We start from the raw sequence: 14,576 nt of genomic DNA, 5'->3' as shown, positions 1-14,576 counted from the left end.
TAAAATGGTATTAGTTTTTTTTAGAAATTAAGATTTTAGAATTATCTGAATTTAAAATTTTCTTACGAAAACTTGTATAATCAGTAAATTTTTCTTTTGAATAAAGACCTTTTTTGATATTAACTGTACGTTTTACAATGAGTTTATTTTCTTCTTTTTCAAATGTTATTTTGTATGAACCAAATTCTGAAGTAAGGTTTGTATTTTGAGGAAGTTCTTCTATAAAGTAGCCTTGAGGCAATTCATAAATGATTTCTGCGTCATCCTGATAAGCTAATCTGCTCTCAAACGGTAATTCTCTCGCAAGATCTTCCTGATAGATTGCTTCTTTGTAAATAGGAACGGATCTAAAAATGTAACTGCTTCCAACTAATTTTGAATAGTTTAATGCTCTAAAATTTAAATCAAAATTTACAATTGCATCATTTTTATCATTGTTAAAGTCTTTCATTTCAATATTCTCAAAATCCAATGTAGAATAAGACTTTTTCATGAATTCAGTTTTGTCTTTTTCAGGAATTAACAGATACATCAGATTAAAATCATACTGAGCTCCTGAATACGAGAACTTACCTTTTCCGCTAATAGATTTGTCTGAATTTAATTGAATATAGAGCGTCTGCTTTTCTTTATTTTGCTCAGCCGACAAACTGGGGGTCTGCACAATATCGATTCCATCTGGCTTTACCATGAGAACATTTCTGTCTGTAGTACTAAAACTTAGATGGTTGAATGCCGTCTGTTGTGAAGTATTTTCCAGCCAGATATTTCCTTTTTCTGTAGGAATTGTAAGTATCACATGATTTCCCGCCATTTTTGGAAAATCTTTATCAAAACTTATGGATGACGGATTTGAATTTATAATAGAGTAATATGATTTTATTCCTGCTTCGTTCAAAAGCGTTCTCATGTAATTGGTAAGCCCCTTACAATCTCCATATCCTTTTTTCTGAACTTCATCAGGCATCATGGGTTGCCAACCGCCAATTCCTAAAGCAACAAAAATATATCTGGTTTTATTTTGCATATACTGATAGATCTTCTTTACTCTTTCTTCAGTTGTTCCGGATAAGTTTAAAGAAGCTATTTCTGCCTTAATCTCAGGTGTAGAAACAGAAACAGGAGTTAATAAGTTTTGATAATACCAAGTTCCAAAATCTTTCCAGGATGCAATACTTCCCTGTTTTCCTTCAAGATTAAATTTATCAAGAGAAAAACTAACTTTTGGAAGAAGTTTTTGCGGACTTGGAACCAATTGTCCATTGTCTATAGCCGGAACATTCTTATAAGTGTACAGTTTATTTTCTCCATTTGATTTAATATCTACAGATGTATAATTAAAAGGAGATTCATAGAACTTAGAGCGAAGATTTATTCCTGATTTATTAATTATGTTAAATGTACTTTCTTCTAAAGAAACGTTATAATCATAAAATGGTACAAAATCTGGAATAAAAACAGTATTTTCATCGTCCAGTTCATAGCTAAATTCTACCGTATAAGGAAAACTTGATGCGGTAAAAGGAAGAATTAACATTCTGCTATCTGAATAGAAGGTTCCTTGAGGATTAGCTGCAATATCTGTAAAATCACTTTTAGAGTAACTCTTTAGTTTATTCCCTTTCTCATCATAAACTATTACCTTTACCTCTGAAATATTATCTCCTTTTTGATAAGAAATTCTGGGTATAGCATAAGGAATAGCATCTTTATTTAATACCGTAATTACAGAAGATCTTTTGTAAGTAATATCATCTATCTTATTGATTTCGGCAATATCATTTTCTTTTCTGATAACTACGCTGGCATTTTTCTTCAGATTCTCAGGAATGGCAGAAACCGGAAAATTTTGTGAGTAGTAAAAAGAAGCCATCGAAAGTGCTCCAATACAAAGTATTTTCATCATGGTTATTAAAATTTAGCAAAAATAATGAAATCTTATAACTGTGAAAACTTTTTTTATTGTATTGAAGGGTTCATATTGAAAAAAGAAAAAAGGCTTCATTGCTGAAGCCTTTTATAATCGTATTTTTTGAATTCAATTATGCATCAATTTTCGCATATTTGGCATTCTTTTCAATAAATTCTCTTCTTGGCGGAACCTCGTCTCCCATCAACATAGAAAATACACTGTCTGCTTCCACTGCATTGTCGATGGTTACCTGCTTCAGAATTCTGTGTTCAGGATTCAGAGTGGTTTCCCAAAGCTGTTCAGGATTCATCTCTCCAAGACCTTTATAACGCTGAACTTCAACACCTTTCCCATCCGGAGACATCTCTAAAGTGAATTCTTCACGCTCTTTTTCGTTGTAAGCATAAACTTTTTTGTTCCCTCTTTTTAATAAATATAAAGGAGGCTGAGCGATATAAATATAACCGTTCTCAATCAATTCTTTCATATATCTGAAGAAGAAGGTTAAGATTAAGGTTGAGATGTGAGACCCGTCAATATCCGCATCGGTCATAATTACGATTTTGTGATATCTTAATTTCGCCATATTCAACGCTTTAGAATCTTCTTCAGTACCTACAGAAACCCCAAGAGCGGTATAAATATTTTTGATCTCCTCATTATCATATACTTTATGAAGCATTGATTTCTCAACGTTCAGAATTTTACCTCTTAACGGAAGAATTGCCTGAAAGAATCTGTCACGCCCTTGTTTTGCCGTTCCACCTGCGGAATCTCCCTCAACCAAGAAAATTTCTGATTCTGCAGGATCTTTTGAAGAACAGTCGGATAATTTCCCCGGAAGTCCGGAACCTCCCATCGGAGATTTTCTCTGAACCATTTCACGGGCTTTTTTCGCAGCCTGTCTGGCTTTTGCAGCCAACACCACTTTCTGAACGATAATTTTTGCTTCGTTGGGATTTTCTTCTAAAAAGTTAGTCAGCATTTCCCCAACAATTTTATCAACAGCACCCGAAACTTCGGAGTTTCCTAATTTTGTTTTGGTCTGTCCTTCAAACTGAGGTTCCATTACTTTTACGGAAATTACAGCGGTAAGTCCTTCACGGAAGTCATCCCCTGTAATTTCTACTTTTTCTTTGGCAGGAATTCCTAAATCATCTGCATATTTCTTCAAAGTTCTTGTCAAAGCACGTCTGAAACCTGCCAAGTGAGTTCCTCCTTCGTGAGTATTGATATTATTTACGTAAGAGTGAAGATTTTCGTTGAATGATGTGTTGTAACGCATCGCAACCTCCACAGGAATATCATCTCTTTCACCTTCCATGAAAATTACATTTTCCATGATCGACTCACGGTTTCCGTCAATAAAGGCAACGAACTCCTTTAAACCTCCTTCAGAATGGAAAACTTCTGATCTGAAAGAACCGTCTTCCAGTTTTTCTCTTTCGTCGGTAAGCGTAATGGTAATTCCTTTATTTAAATAAGAAAGCTCTCTTAAGCGGCTTGCTAATGTATCATAGTTATACACCAGTTCTGTAAAGATAGAATCATCCGGCTGGAAGAACTGCTTGGTTCCTCTCTGATCACTGTGCCCGATTTCCTCAACACCCGTCTGAGCTTTACCTCTTGAATATATCTGCTGATAAACGTTTCCGTCTCTGTAAACTGTCGTCACCATTTCGTTGGAAAGTGCGTTTACACACGATACCCCAACTCCGTGAAGACCTCCGGAAACTTTATAAGAATCTTTATCAAACTTACCTCCTGCCCCGATTTTCGTCATTACCACCTCAAGAGCGGATTTCTGTTCTTTTTCATGGAAATCCACAGGAATACCTCTACCGTTATCGCTAACCTCGATCCCGTTTCCTTCTTTAATGCTGACAAAGATCGTATCGCAGTACCCTGCTAAAGCTTCATCGATAGAGTTATCTACTACTTCATAAACCAAATGATGGAGACCTCTTACTCCCACATCACCAATGTACATTGAAGGACGCATACGCACGTGTTCCATTCCTTCCAATGCCTGAATACTACTAGCTGTATATTGTTTCTGACTCATATAAATATTAAAAAATCCTGCTAAATGCAAAGACTTACAAATATCGTGATTTTTTTCGAGGTACGAAAGTTAAAAAGTGTCAAAAAAGTATTGATTTTTCCACAAAAAGCAAAGATTATTTTCTCTTAAAAAATACCAAAGTTAAAACCTATTTCTCAAACAAATGCTGTTGTAAATCATAATGACGATCTATAATTTATCCGTAAATTTATTTACTCAAAATGAATGGTTTATGGACGACTTTCTTGCAGCTCGTGCACAGATGGCAATGTCACTCGGCTTTCACATTATTTTCTCTTGTGTAGGTATGGTAATGCCTTTCCTTATGGCTTTTGCGCACTGGAAATACTTAAAAACAAAAAACGAAGTTTATAAAGGTCTCACAAAAGCATGGAGCAAAGGTGTAGCAATCCTTTTTGCAACCGGAGCTGTTTCCGGAACGATGCTTTCCTTTGAACTGGGACTTCTGTGGCCTGAATTTATTAAACACGCAGGACCCATCTTCGGAATGCCTTTTTCACTGGAAGGAACTGCATTTTTTATTGAAGCCATCGCAATCGGATTTTTTCTTTACGGATGGGACAGATTTAATAAATGGTTTCATTGGTTCTGCGGATTTTTGGTAGGATTAAGCGGTTTAGCTTCGGGAATTTTAGTGGTTGCCGCAAATGCGTGGATGAATTCTCCGGCAGGATTCGATTATGTGAACGGACAATATTTAAATATAGATCCTATTAAAGCCATGTTTAATGACGCGTGGTTTCCTCAGGCTTTACACATGACGGTTGCAGCGTTTTGTGCAACCGGATTTGCCGTTGCCGGAGTTCATGCTTTCTTGATTCTAAAGAAAAAAAATGTTGAATTTCATACCAAAGCCTTCAGAATTGCAGCAGGATTTGCTCTGATCGGAGCATTCGGAGCTCCCTTAAGTGGTGATGTTGCCGCAAAATCTGTTGCAGAAAGACAGCCGATAAAATTAGCTGCCATGGAAGCCCATTTTGAAACCGAGAAAGGGGCTTCATTTGTGATTGGCGGAATTCCGGATGAGAAAAAAGAAGAGATAAAATATGCCGTAAAAATCCCGAAAGTTCTGAGTTTTTTAGTGGCTAATGATTTTAACGCGGAAGTAAAAGGACTGAAAGATTTTCCAAAAGATAAATGGCCTCCGATTGCGGTTGTGCATTATGCTTTTCAGATCATGATTTTCTTTGGTGTTGTGATGATTATTATTGGAAGTGTTTTTCTGTATGCAACATTTTTCAGGAAAGAATGGCTTTCCAAAAACTGGCTTCTGAAAACATTTTTATATGCAACTCCTTTCGGATATATTGCTCTGGAAGCGGGATGGACGGTAACTGAAGTGGGAAGACAGCCGTGGATTATCTACGGAATTATGAAAACAGCCGATGCCGTGACACCAATGCCGGGAATTCAGTATTCTTTTTACTTTTTTACTGCGATTTTCGCGTCACTCTCTTTGGTTATTATTTTCCTTTTAACAAGACAGATTAAAATGGTTCCCAAATTATACGATCCTACCGATCCTCAGTTTAACTCTAAAAATAAGAAGTCATGATTTACGTTGTTATAGGATTTCTCTGGCTATCGATCTGTCTGTATGTTATTTTAGGCGGAGCTGATTTCGGAGCGGGAATTGTGGAACAGTTCACCAGAAAAAAGAACAGACCCAAAACGCAGACTTTGATGTATACTTCCATTGCTCCGGTTTGGGAAGCCAATCATATGTGGCTGATTATTGCGATTGTTATTCTTTTTGTTGGCTTTCCGGAGATTTACACTACGCTTTCCACGTACCTTCATATTCCTTTGGTTTTAATGCTGGTGGGGATTATTGCACGCGGTACAGCCTTTACTTTTCGACATTATGATGCAGTAGAAGACAGTTGGCAACGCATTTACACACAGATTTTTTACTTTGCGAGTTTACTGACTCCTTTTTTTCTGGGATTAACGGCAGCAGCAACGATCTCCCATTCCATTAATCCGGAGGCGACCAACTTTTTAGATTTGTATATTTTCAGTTGGCTGAACTGGTTTGGGGTAGCAGTGGGTTTATTTACCGTTTCCATCTGTGCTTATCTTGCTTCCGTTTTTGCTTTGAGAGAAACATCTGACCGTTTTGAACTGGGTATGATGATTAGAAAATCCAAACAGACCATGGTCTTTGTTGTTATCGCAGGACTTCTGGTTTTCATCACGGCTTATTTTTCCGATATTCCTTTACTGATGTGGGTTTTCTCAAAACCTTTGGGAATTATGGCAACGGTTTTTGCCACAATTTGTCTCTTTTTGATTCTGAGAGCAATGAATCGCCGTAAGCTTTTGCCAGTAAGAGCTTTAGCCGGATTTCAGGTGATTATGATTCTGGTTGCCGCTACTTATCAGCACAATCCGAATATTATTTTGCTTGCAAACGGACAGCATCTTTCTTTATTAGACAATGTTGCCGCACCAAAAACAATTTCCGCTTTGGGATGGGCGTTAATGCTCGGCTCTGTTTTCATCCTTCCGTTTTTGTTTTATCTGATGGCTTCATTCAGTAAACTGAGAAGATAATTTTATAAGGTATAATAGTTTCGGCGCAGCAAAGCTGCGCCGAAACCTTGTAATCTATTTTTTAAGTAAAACAATTTCCACCCTCCTGTTCTTCATGAAATCCTCTTCCTTTCTTTCGGGATAAACAACAGGATTGAGATGTCCCATTCCGGTTGCTTTGATGCGCGTGGAAGCAATTCCCTGTTTTTCCAGAAATTCTTTGATGGCATTGGCTCTCGTCCAAGATAGGTTAAATGTTTTCAAATCTAAATCTTCACCGTCGAAATTGTCATAATCACAGCAGATATGTCCCTGCAATTCTACTTCGATTGTCGGATTATTTTTTAAAATTTCCGCTAACTGCATCAATACACTATTTCCTTTTGGCAGCCATACGTGGCGACCTCCGATAAAATTAACATTCGGCAAAGAAAAAGTTTCTCCGATTTTCATTTCTGAAACTTTTTTGCTGAAAAAGCTCTCAAAGGTTTTCCCCGAATGTATTTCTCCGGCAATCATCACCCGATCAATAAATACATCTACCCTTCTGTTTTTACCGCGCAATTCTTCGGTACTGTTGTCATTGATGGGTTTTTCTTTTCCCAATCCTACTACACTTTCCAGTTTGATATTATTTCCGACTTTTGACTGTAAATATTGATTAACCGCATTAGCGCGATTTTCAGACAGCTTTTTATTGTATTCCGAAGTTCCGGAAATATCACAATTTCCAAAAATTCTGAATTTCAGATTGCTTCTCAACTGCGCCAGACTGTCAAGCTTTTTCTGCGATTCTTTCGTCAGTTTAGAACTATTGTACTCGAAATAAACAGAACTAAGCATCTGAGCTTTCACATTGACGAACAGAAAAATAAGGACGATAAGAATTCTCATCTCATTTAGTTTTTATTAATAACGGAAATTGTACAGAAATAGTTTTTACAGTAAAAAATTACAATCTTTTTCTAATATTTTCAACAACAAGATTAATAATTGTCAAAATCCCTTTTATAAAAACAATAATGATTGCAGATACAATGATTACCGGAATGGCTAAGAAAGACCCTTTCACAACCCAGCCTGAAGATATAGCACCATATATTAAGCCAACCATCATAAATAAACCAACTACAGAAACAACGGCTACCATCCACCAATTTTTCGGTTCATAATAAGCAATATCAGACAAAATATATCCTGTCTTTTTGCCATATAAAACCTCAGTAAACATTCCTATCTTATTGGTAATTATGATTTCTTCTCCTTTTGCAAAAATCCTTTTAGAAATATTAACCTTGTTTATATCATAATACAGATTAATGTATTTCTCTTGTTGCGCATGATCAAAAATTCTTTTCACTTTAATACACCCCTGATTCATACCTTCAAGCGAATGAACCGTAAATACTTCACCAAAAGTATATTTTTCTCCGGCTTTAGATTCAAAGAATACAATGGTACAAGCATCATCAATAAGTTTGACTCTTTTTAATAAAGAAAACTTTGAAGAATCTTTTTTTATAAAGTAATTTTTTCTGTTCAAAATAATCTCAAACCAATCAATACCGTCCCTTCTTTTTTCGCGATTAAATTCAACAATATCTCCCTCTTGCAAAAAACTTTCGGTTTTTGAGTTTTCATCATGGCTAGAATATATAGGAATCGTCTGATTAACTTTAATTTTTTTAATCATTAGTTTTAATTTTTTAAAAAGTTTTTGAATATAATAAAAAAGATCGTCCTGAGACGACCTTATATTATTTTAAACGGTAAAATCTTAAACCAGTTTCATCAAAAGAACCTCATCAATTTTATCTACTTTCACGAGGTTATTTTTCGTTAAAGTTTTGGAAGCTTTGTCCCATTTCTTTCCTGAAAGTTGAGATTGCTCTTTCACTTCTGCCAAAGCAATCTGTTCTCCTGATTTTAAGATTTCAAGAATTACTTTTTCATCTTCACCCAGTTCAATTTGAGGAACTGCTTTTTCAGGTCTCATCTGAGGGAAGAATAAAACTTCCTGAATGGATGCGTTATTCGTAAGGAACATAATTAATCTGTCCATTCCGATTCCTAAACCGGAAGTTGGCGGCATTCCGTATTCCAGCGCTCTTAAGAAATCTTCATCAATAAACTGTCCTGCCTCATCATCTCCTTTTTCGGATAATTTTAACTGCTCTTCAAAACGCTCTCTCTGGTCAATCGGATCATTAAGCTCAGAATACGCATTGGCGATTTCTTTTCCGCAAACCATCAGTTCAAAACGCTCGGTTAAACCTTCTTTGCTTCTGTGTTTTTTCGTAAGCGGTGACATTTCGATCGGATAATCTGTAATGAAAGTTGGCTGAATAAAGTTTCCTTCGCATTTTTCACCAAAAATTTCATCAATTAATTTTCCTTTCCCCATCGTTTCATTCACATCAATTCCGATAGATTTCGCAAAATCGAATAATTCCTGTTCTGTTTTTCCGGTGATATCGAATCCTGTAAATTTCAGGATCGCATCCGTCATAGAAATTCTCTGGTAAGGCGCTTTGAAATCCACTTCATATTCCCCGAAAGTAGCTTTTGTTGTTCCGTTTACCTGAATAGCACAGAACTCTAATAACTTCTCCGTGAAATCCATCATCCAGTTGTAGTCTTTGTACGCTACATAAATTTCCATTGCGGTAAATTCCGGATTATGGGTTCTGTCCATTCCTTCATTTCTGAAGTTTTTGGAGAATTCGTAAACCCCGTCAAAACCACCCACGATCAATCTTTTCAGATACAATTCGTTGGCAATTCTTAAATATAAAGGAATATCCAAAGCATTGTGATGCGTAATGAAAGGTCTTGCAGCAGCTCCTCCCGGAATTGCCTGCAAGATCGGAGTTTCAACCTCAAAATATCCTGCATCATTGAAGAATGTTCTCATCGCATTGAACAGTTTTGTTCTTTTTACGAAAACTTCCTTAATTTGAGGATTTACGGTTAAATCTACATAACGCTGTCTGTATCTTAGTTCCGGATCATTAAATGCATCGTGAACAACACCGTTTTCATCGGTTTTTGCCTGTGGAAGCGGTCTTAGAGATTTCGTTAACAGGGTGAAATTTTTCACCAAAACCGTCTTCTCTCCTACCTGTGTTGTAAACAGTTCACCTTCAATTCCGATAATGTCTCCGATATCCAAAAGATGTTTGTACACTTCATTATATAACGTTTTATCTTCTCCTGTACAGATCTCATCCCTGTTAAAATACACCTGAATTCTTCCAGTAGAATCCTGCAACTCAGCAAAAGAAGCTTTTCCCTGAATTCTTCGCGACATCAGTCTTCCCGCGATCTTCACCTGTTTACTTTCTGCGAAATCCTGTTTTATAGACTCTGTAGTATCTGTAATGATGTATTCATCCGCCGGGAATGCATTAATCCCCATTTCAACAAGCTTATTCAGCTTTTCTCTTCTAATGATTTCTTGTTCTGATAATTGCATTTCTTATTTTTCTAAAAGCGTACAAATTTAGTGATTATTTATAAAATTCTGCTTTAAAGTTGAAGCAAATATTTTATACTGTAATACATTATTATATACAGTCACAGATCAATTCGGCTGCTAAATTAGCAGACAGCGTCAAACCGATACCAAGTTTATCTACCGAAAACAACAGGCTTGATATTTTGCATGGACAGAATACTCAACCGCAGATATTGTAAAGAAATTTGTTCTAAAAACACAATATTAAAACGCTTTACAAATATAATGTAGGACATTTATATTTTTGACTTCAAAAACCAGTCTTTATGCTTATTAAGATCAACAAAGGTCCAAGCCAGTATACGGCTGATTTTCTGTCCCTGAGACATTTCGATAATCCTGAAATCGACTGCTTTTATTTTCTTTAAAAGGAATGTTAATTTACTGAGGTTCTCTTTTTTGGAAACAAGACAGGTAAACCATAAAACCTGAGATGAATACAGAGCACTTTCGCGAATCATATTTGTAATGAATGCCAGTTCTCCGCCTTCACACCATAATTCCGACTGTTGTCCTCCAAAGTTCAGCAATGGTTTTTTAACCGTAGATTTTTTAAGATTTTTTGTCTTTCTGAAATTCCCTTTCATGGCAGATTCTTCGGAATCATGAAAAGGCGGATTGCACATCGAAAATACAAAACGATCTTCTTTATCAATAATATTTTTGAAAATATGTTCAGGTTCCGGCTGTTTTTTCAGATGTATAAAAGGTAATAAATCCGGATTCTGACTTAAAATATATTCTGCATTTTTCAAGGAATTGTCATTAATATCAGTTCCCGTCATTTTCCATCCGTAAGAACGGTGGGCAATTAAAGGATAGACAAGATTTGCTCCTGTCCCGATATCCAGTCCTTTAATATCAGAATTCTGAGGATTTTTTTCACCGATTAAATCGGCAATATAGTGAATGTAATCTGCCCTTCCGGGAATCGGAGGACAGAGATTACCCTCGGGAATATCCCAATCCTGAACCTTATAAAAGTGTAACAACAAAGCTTTGTTCAGCAATTTTACAGCCTTCGGAAGACTGAAATTTATTGTTACACTTTGATAAGCGTTCACAAAAACATAATGTTTTAATTCCGGTACACAGGAAATAAGCTGTTCGAAATCATAAGGATCACGATGCAAATTTCTTGGATGTAAAGCAGACTTTTCAGTCATCAATTATTTTTTCAGACTTAAAATATACTGTACCATTTTTTTGGCATCTTCTTTCGATACCTGTGGATGTGGAGACATCGGAACGCCTCCCCAAACTCCGCTTCCGCCTTCTATAATCTTGGAAGCGAGCATTTCTGCATCCTTTTCAGAATACTTATCCGCTATTTCCTGATAAGAAGGTCCTATCATTCTTTCATTCACCGCATGACATCCGGAACAGTCCAGCGTTTCAATAATTTTGTCGCCGGAAAGATTACTTTTCGCCGGTTCATTCATTGATGTAGCTTCAGGGGAAGCCGCATCAACAGGTGTATTTTCTTTTTTGGAACAGGAAAACATCAGCATTGCCAGACATCCTGTCAAAAACAGATTTTTCATTATTTTTTTGTAAGAGTATCTGCTTTAGCTTCAGCTGCAGGAAGAGATTCTGCGGCATTTACTTTTGCTGCTTCAGTTTTTTTGGCAGTAGAATCCACCACAGTTGGAGCATCCGGCTCTGGCAACATCGTGTTGCTGTCCTGTAAGTCATGATTTGGCTTTTTAGAGCAGCTAGCTGCCAATAAACCACCGATAAACGCGATTGCTAATACTTTTTTCATTATTTTTTCTATAAAATTTAGACAAAAATATAAAAAATAAAGTTTCAAACTTATGATAAACCTCCATTTTTAAAGATATTTCATTAATTTTTTTCTGCTAAAAGATTTTTCTGATTAGTGAAAGTCATCAGTTTTCAGATTAAGTTTTTTGATGATCTGTTATTAATCATATTGCTTTTTAACGCAAAGATTTCGCTAAGATTCTTTTATATGCCAACTGTTTTTGGGTTCGCAAAGGCGTTTCACTCAGCAAAGAACTCAAAGGTTTTTTAATGATGACAAATTGCGGACAACCATAAAAGTTTTTTTTAATTTCATAATTTTTTTGTTTTCATATTAAAAAAATTATATACATTTGTACTATGGTTAACAACAAAAATATGTGGTGGTGGCATTCAAACTCTTCGTCGGGTCTGATGTTATTGTCATGTTGTTAATGCTAAACAACCAACAGAAATAATTTATAACAAATAATAAAGACTTTGACGTAATCCGTTGAAGTCTTTTTTTGTTTCATCCATTTTAAAATTCAACTGCAATGTTCAGTAAAAAGATAAAAATAAAAACCGTTTCCAAAAAAACACTCGGAGATCTTCAGACTCCGATGAATATCTATCTGCAGATTCGCGACAAATTCAGAGATACTATTCTTCTGGAAAGCTCAGATTCTAAAAATATCGATAATAACTTCTCCTTCATTGCCATCAATGCGATTGCAGGAATTGAAATTAAAAATTTAAATGATTTTGAAATAAAGCTTCCGGGACAGGAACCTGTAAAACAATTTATCATTGAAAATAAAATTGAAGATGTTTTTCAGAATTTCTCAGATCTTTTCGAATGCGAAAAAACGGCAGATCCTATAGAACAGACGGCACAAAGTCTTTTCGGATATACCAGTTTCGAGGCGGTTCAGTTTTTTGAAAATATTCAGTTCAAAGCGCAAAGTCCCGAAGTTGAAATCCCGATTCTTCGTTACCGATTATATCAATATGTTATTGCCATCAATCATTACAATGATGAAATGCATATTATTGAAAATCAGATGGAAGGTGTAAAATCTGAATTTTACCTTCTTGAAAGCTTAATCAAGAATCTGAATTCCGTAATTTATCCTTTCGAAAAAGAAGGAGCAGAAACTTCTAATATTACGGATGAAGAATATATTGAACTCGTAAAAACAGCCCAGAAACACTGCATGAGAGGCGATGTCTTTCAATTGGTACTCAGCAGAAGATTTCAGCAGAAATTTAAAGGAGATGAATTCAATGTCTACCGTGCATTAAGAAACATCAATCCTTCCCCTTATTTATTTTTCTTCGATTATGGCAATTACAAACTCTTCGGTTCAAGCCCTGAAAGCCAGTTAATCATCAAAAACAACAAAGCCGTTATTCATCCGATTGCCGGAACATTCAAAAGAACAGGACATTTTGAAACCGATCTCCAGTCTATCGAAAATTTAAAAAACGATGAAAAAGAAAATGCAGAACACACGATGCTTGTTGATCTTGCAAGGAATGATCTTGGAAAGCTCGGAAAAAATGTAACGGTAACCAAATTAAAGGAAATACAGCTTTTCTCTCACGTTATCCACATGGTAAGCGAAGTGACAGCGGATCTGCAGGAAAATGTAAATCCTTTCGAAATGGTGGCAACAACTTTTCCGCAGGGAACTTTAAGCGGAGCCCCGAAACACAGAGCGTTGCAGTTAATTAACCAGTATGAAAAAGATTCCAGAGGATATTATGGCGGTTGCATCGGAATGATTGGTCTGAACGGAGACTGCAATCAGGCAATTATGATCCGGACTTTTTTAAGCAAAAACAATACGCTGTATTATCAGGCAGGAGCCGGACTTGTAGCAAAATCCAACCCCGAAAGTGAGCTTCAGGAAGTAAACAATAAACTGAATGCCCTGAAAAAAGCAGTGGAAAAAGCGGAGAAATTAGTGAATAGTTGATTGAGTCTAGTTGACAGAATTTAGATGTCTGGACTGAATCCAGAAAACTATCAAATTTAATTTATGATCCAACTTAAAATTGTCTAAAAGAAGAAGTTTTAATCCTTTGCAAAAAATTGCTAAACGGATTTATTAATTATTACAGAAAAAAATAAAAATGAATAATACAGAACCATCAACAAACAACCAAAAGCCATCAGCTAAAGTTCTTGTATTCGATAACTACGACAGCTTTACCTACAATCTGGTTCAGATTATCGAGAGAGTTTTGGATACCAAAGTAGATGTGGTAAAGAATGACCAGATCAGTCTGGAAGAAATCGATCAGTACGATAAAATAGTACTTTCACCCGGTCCCGGAATTCCGGAAGAAGCCGGAATTTTACTGGATCTGATTAAGGAATACGCTCCTACCAAAAGCATTTTAGGCGTATGTCTCGGTCAGCAGGCGATTGCAGAAGCTTTTGGAGGAAGTTTAACCAATCTTTCCGAAATTTTTCATGGAGTGGCAACTTCCGCAGATTTCGTAAAAGAAGACACCAAAATTTTTAAAAATTTATCCAGCGGAATTGAAGTCGGAAGATACCACAGTTGGGTTGTTAACCGCGAAGATTTACCGGAAGAACTGGAAATTACCGCAGTAGACAAAGATGGAATGATTATGGCGTTACAGCACAAAAAATATGATGTTCATGGCGTACAGTTTCATCCGGAAAGCATTCTTACTCCGCAGGGAGAAATCATCATTAAAAATTTTCTACTCAATTGAAAACAACACAGATTCCCTCAACCATAAAA

The 14,576-nt window shown here is 36.0% G+C and carries 12 protein-coding genes; 4 read left to right on the top strand and 8 right to left on the bottom strand.

The window, feature by feature from the left end:
• Positions 1-10: 10 nt before the first annotated feature.
• Together BW951_RS12540 and gyrB are read right to left on the bottom strand one after the other, a co-directional pair.
• The gene (locus BW951_RS12540; RefSeq protein ID WP_076393284.1) at positions 11-1,906 is read right to left on the bottom strand and encodes a DUF3857 domain-containing protein; all 1,896 of its coding nucleotides are present in this window, start codon (positions 1,904-1,906) and stop codon (positions 11-13) included.
• Positions 1,907-2,042: 136 nt separating this feature from the next.
• Positions 2,043-3,977 carry a DNA topoisomerase (ATP-hydrolyzing) subunit B gene (gene gyrB, locus BW951_RS12535; protein WP_076393282.1) on the bottom strand — a complete coding sequence of 645 codons (1,935 nt, stop codon included), beginning with the start codon at positions 3,975-3,977 and terminating at the stop codon, positions 2,043-2,045.
• Positions 3,978-4,209: 232 nt separating this feature from the next.
• Here gyrB and BW951_RS12530 point away from each other — a divergent pair, with 232 nt between their 5' ends.
• Both BW951_RS12530 and BW951_RS12525 read left to right on the top strand, forming a co-directional pair.
• Positions 4,210-5,553, top strand: a complete 1,344-nt coding sequence (locus BW951_RS12530; protein WP_076393675.1) for a cytochrome ubiquinol oxidase subunit I — start codon at positions 4,210-4,212, stop codon at positions 5,551-5,553.
• Positions 5,550-6,554: a cytochrome d ubiquinol oxidase subunit II gene (locus BW951_RS12525; RefSeq protein WP_076393280.1), complete on the top strand. Its 1,005-nt coding sequence runs from the start codon at positions 5,550-5,552 to the stop codon at positions 6,552-6,554. The genes BW951_RS12530 and BW951_RS12525 overlap by 4 nt, the downstream gene beginning before the upstream one ends.
• 54 nt (positions 6,555-6,608) lie before the next feature.
• Here BW951_RS12525 and BW951_RS12520 read toward each other — a convergent pair whose 3' ends face one another.
• From BW951_RS12520 to BW951_RS12495, 6 genes are all read right to left on the bottom strand, one after another.
• Complete coding sequence (locus BW951_RS12520) at positions 6,609-7,427, bottom strand: OmpA family protein (protein ID WP_076393278.1); 819 nt, start codon at positions 7,425-7,427, stop codon at positions 6,609-6,611.
• 58 nt (positions 7,428-7,485) lie between these two features.
• Positions 7,486-8,226 (bottom strand): hypothetical protein, encoded by a 741-nt coding sequence (locus tag BW951_RS12515; protein WP_076393276.1) that lies wholly within the window; start codon positions 8,224-8,226, stop codon positions 7,486-7,488.
• Between the two features lie 84 nt (positions 8,227-8,310).
• Positions 8,311-10,008, bottom strand: a complete 1,698-nt coding sequence (gene lysS / locus BW951_RS12510; protein WP_076393275.1) for a lysine--tRNA ligase — start codon at positions 10,006-10,008, stop codon at positions 8,311-8,313.
• A 278-nt stretch (positions 10,009-10,286) separates the two neighbouring features.
• Entirely contained in the window at positions 10,287-11,216 is a 930-nt protein-coding gene (gene rlmF / locus BW951_RS12505; protein WP_076393274.1) for a 23S rRNA (adenine(1618)-N(6))-methyltransferase RlmF, read from the bottom strand.
• 3 nt (positions 11,217-11,219) lie between these two features.
• Entirely contained in the window at positions 11,220-11,594 is a 375-nt protein-coding gene (locus BW951_RS22555) for a c-type cytochrome (protein ID WP_076393273.1), read from the bottom strand.
• On the bottom strand, positions 11,594-11,815 hold the full coding sequence (locus tag BW951_RS12495; RefSeq protein WP_076393272.1) for a hypothetical protein: 222 nt from the start codon (positions 11,813-11,815) through the stop codon (positions 11,594-11,596). The genes BW951_RS22555 and BW951_RS12495 overlap by 1 nt, the downstream gene beginning before the upstream one ends.
• Positions 11,816-12,353: 538 nt before the next feature.
• Here BW951_RS12495 and BW951_RS12490 point away from each other — a divergent pair.
• Complete coding sequence (locus BW951_RS12490) at positions 12,354-13,778, top strand: anthranilate synthase component I family protein (RefSeq protein ID WP_076393271.1); 1,425 nt, start codon at positions 12,354-12,356, stop codon at positions 13,776-13,778.
• A 157-nt stretch (positions 13,779-13,935) separates the two neighbouring features.
• Positions 13,936-14,547: an anthranilate synthase component II gene (locus tag BW951_RS12485; protein WP_076393270.1), complete on the top strand. Its 612-nt coding sequence runs from the start codon at positions 13,936-13,938 to the stop codon at positions 14,545-14,547.
• The last annotated feature ends 29 nt before the right edge of the window (positions 14,548-14,576 follow it).

This window comes from Chryseobacterium gambrini (genome assembly GCF_900156825.1).
Taxonomy (GTDB): domain Bacteria; phylum Bacteroidota; class Bacteroidia; order Flavobacteriales; family Weeksellaceae; genus Chryseobacterium; species Chryseobacterium gambrini.
This window is presented reverse-complemented; position numbering and strand designations above follow the sequence as displayed.

Bases quoted from the DNA above. Each gene is read 5' to 3' on its own strand.
- BW951_RS12540 (WP_076393284.1), bottom strand. From the start codon at position 1,906: ATGATGAAAATACTTTGTATTGGAGCACTTTCGATGGCTTCTTTTTAC.
- gyrB (WP_076393282.1), bottom strand. From the start codon at position 3,977: ATGAGTCAGAAACAATATACAGCTAGTAGTATTCAGGCATTGGAAGGA.
- BW951_RS12530 (WP_076393675.1), top strand. From the start codon at position 4,210: ATGGACGACTTTCTTGCAGCTCGTGCACAGATGGCAATGTCACTCGGC.
- BW951_RS12525 (WP_076393280.1), top strand. From the start codon at position 5,550: ATGATTTACGTTGTTATAGGATTTCTCTGGCTATCGATCTGTCTGTAT.
- BW951_RS12520 (WP_076393278.1), bottom strand. From the start codon at position 7,427: ATGAGAATTCTTATCGTCCTTATTTTTCTGTTCGTCAATGTGAAAGCT.
- BW951_RS12515 (WP_076393276.1), bottom strand. From the start codon at position 8,226: ATGATTAAAAAAATTAAAGTTAATCAGACGATTCCTATATATTCTAGC.
- lysS (WP_076393275.1), bottom strand. From the start codon at position 10,008: ATGCAATTATCAGAACAAGAAATCATTAGAAGAGAAAAGCTGAATAAG.
- rlmF (WP_076393274.1), bottom strand. From the start codon at position 11,216: ATGACTGAAAAGTCTGCTTTACATCCAAGAAATTTGCATCGTGATCCT.
- BW951_RS22555 (WP_076393273.1), bottom strand. From the start codon at position 11,594: ATGAAAAATCTGTTTTTGACAGGATGTCTGGCAATGCTGATGTTTTCC.
- BW951_RS12495 (WP_076393272.1), bottom strand. From the start codon at position 11,815: ATGAAAAAAGTATTAGCAATCGCGTTTATCGGTGGTTTATTGGCAGCT.
- BW951_RS12490 (WP_076393271.1), top strand. From the start codon at position 12,354: ATGTTCAGTAAAAAGATAAAAATAAAAACCGTTTCCAAAAAAACACTC.
- BW951_RS12485 (WP_076393270.1), top strand. From the start codon at position 13,936: ATGAATAATACAGAACCATCAACAAACAACCAAAAGCCATCAGCTAAA.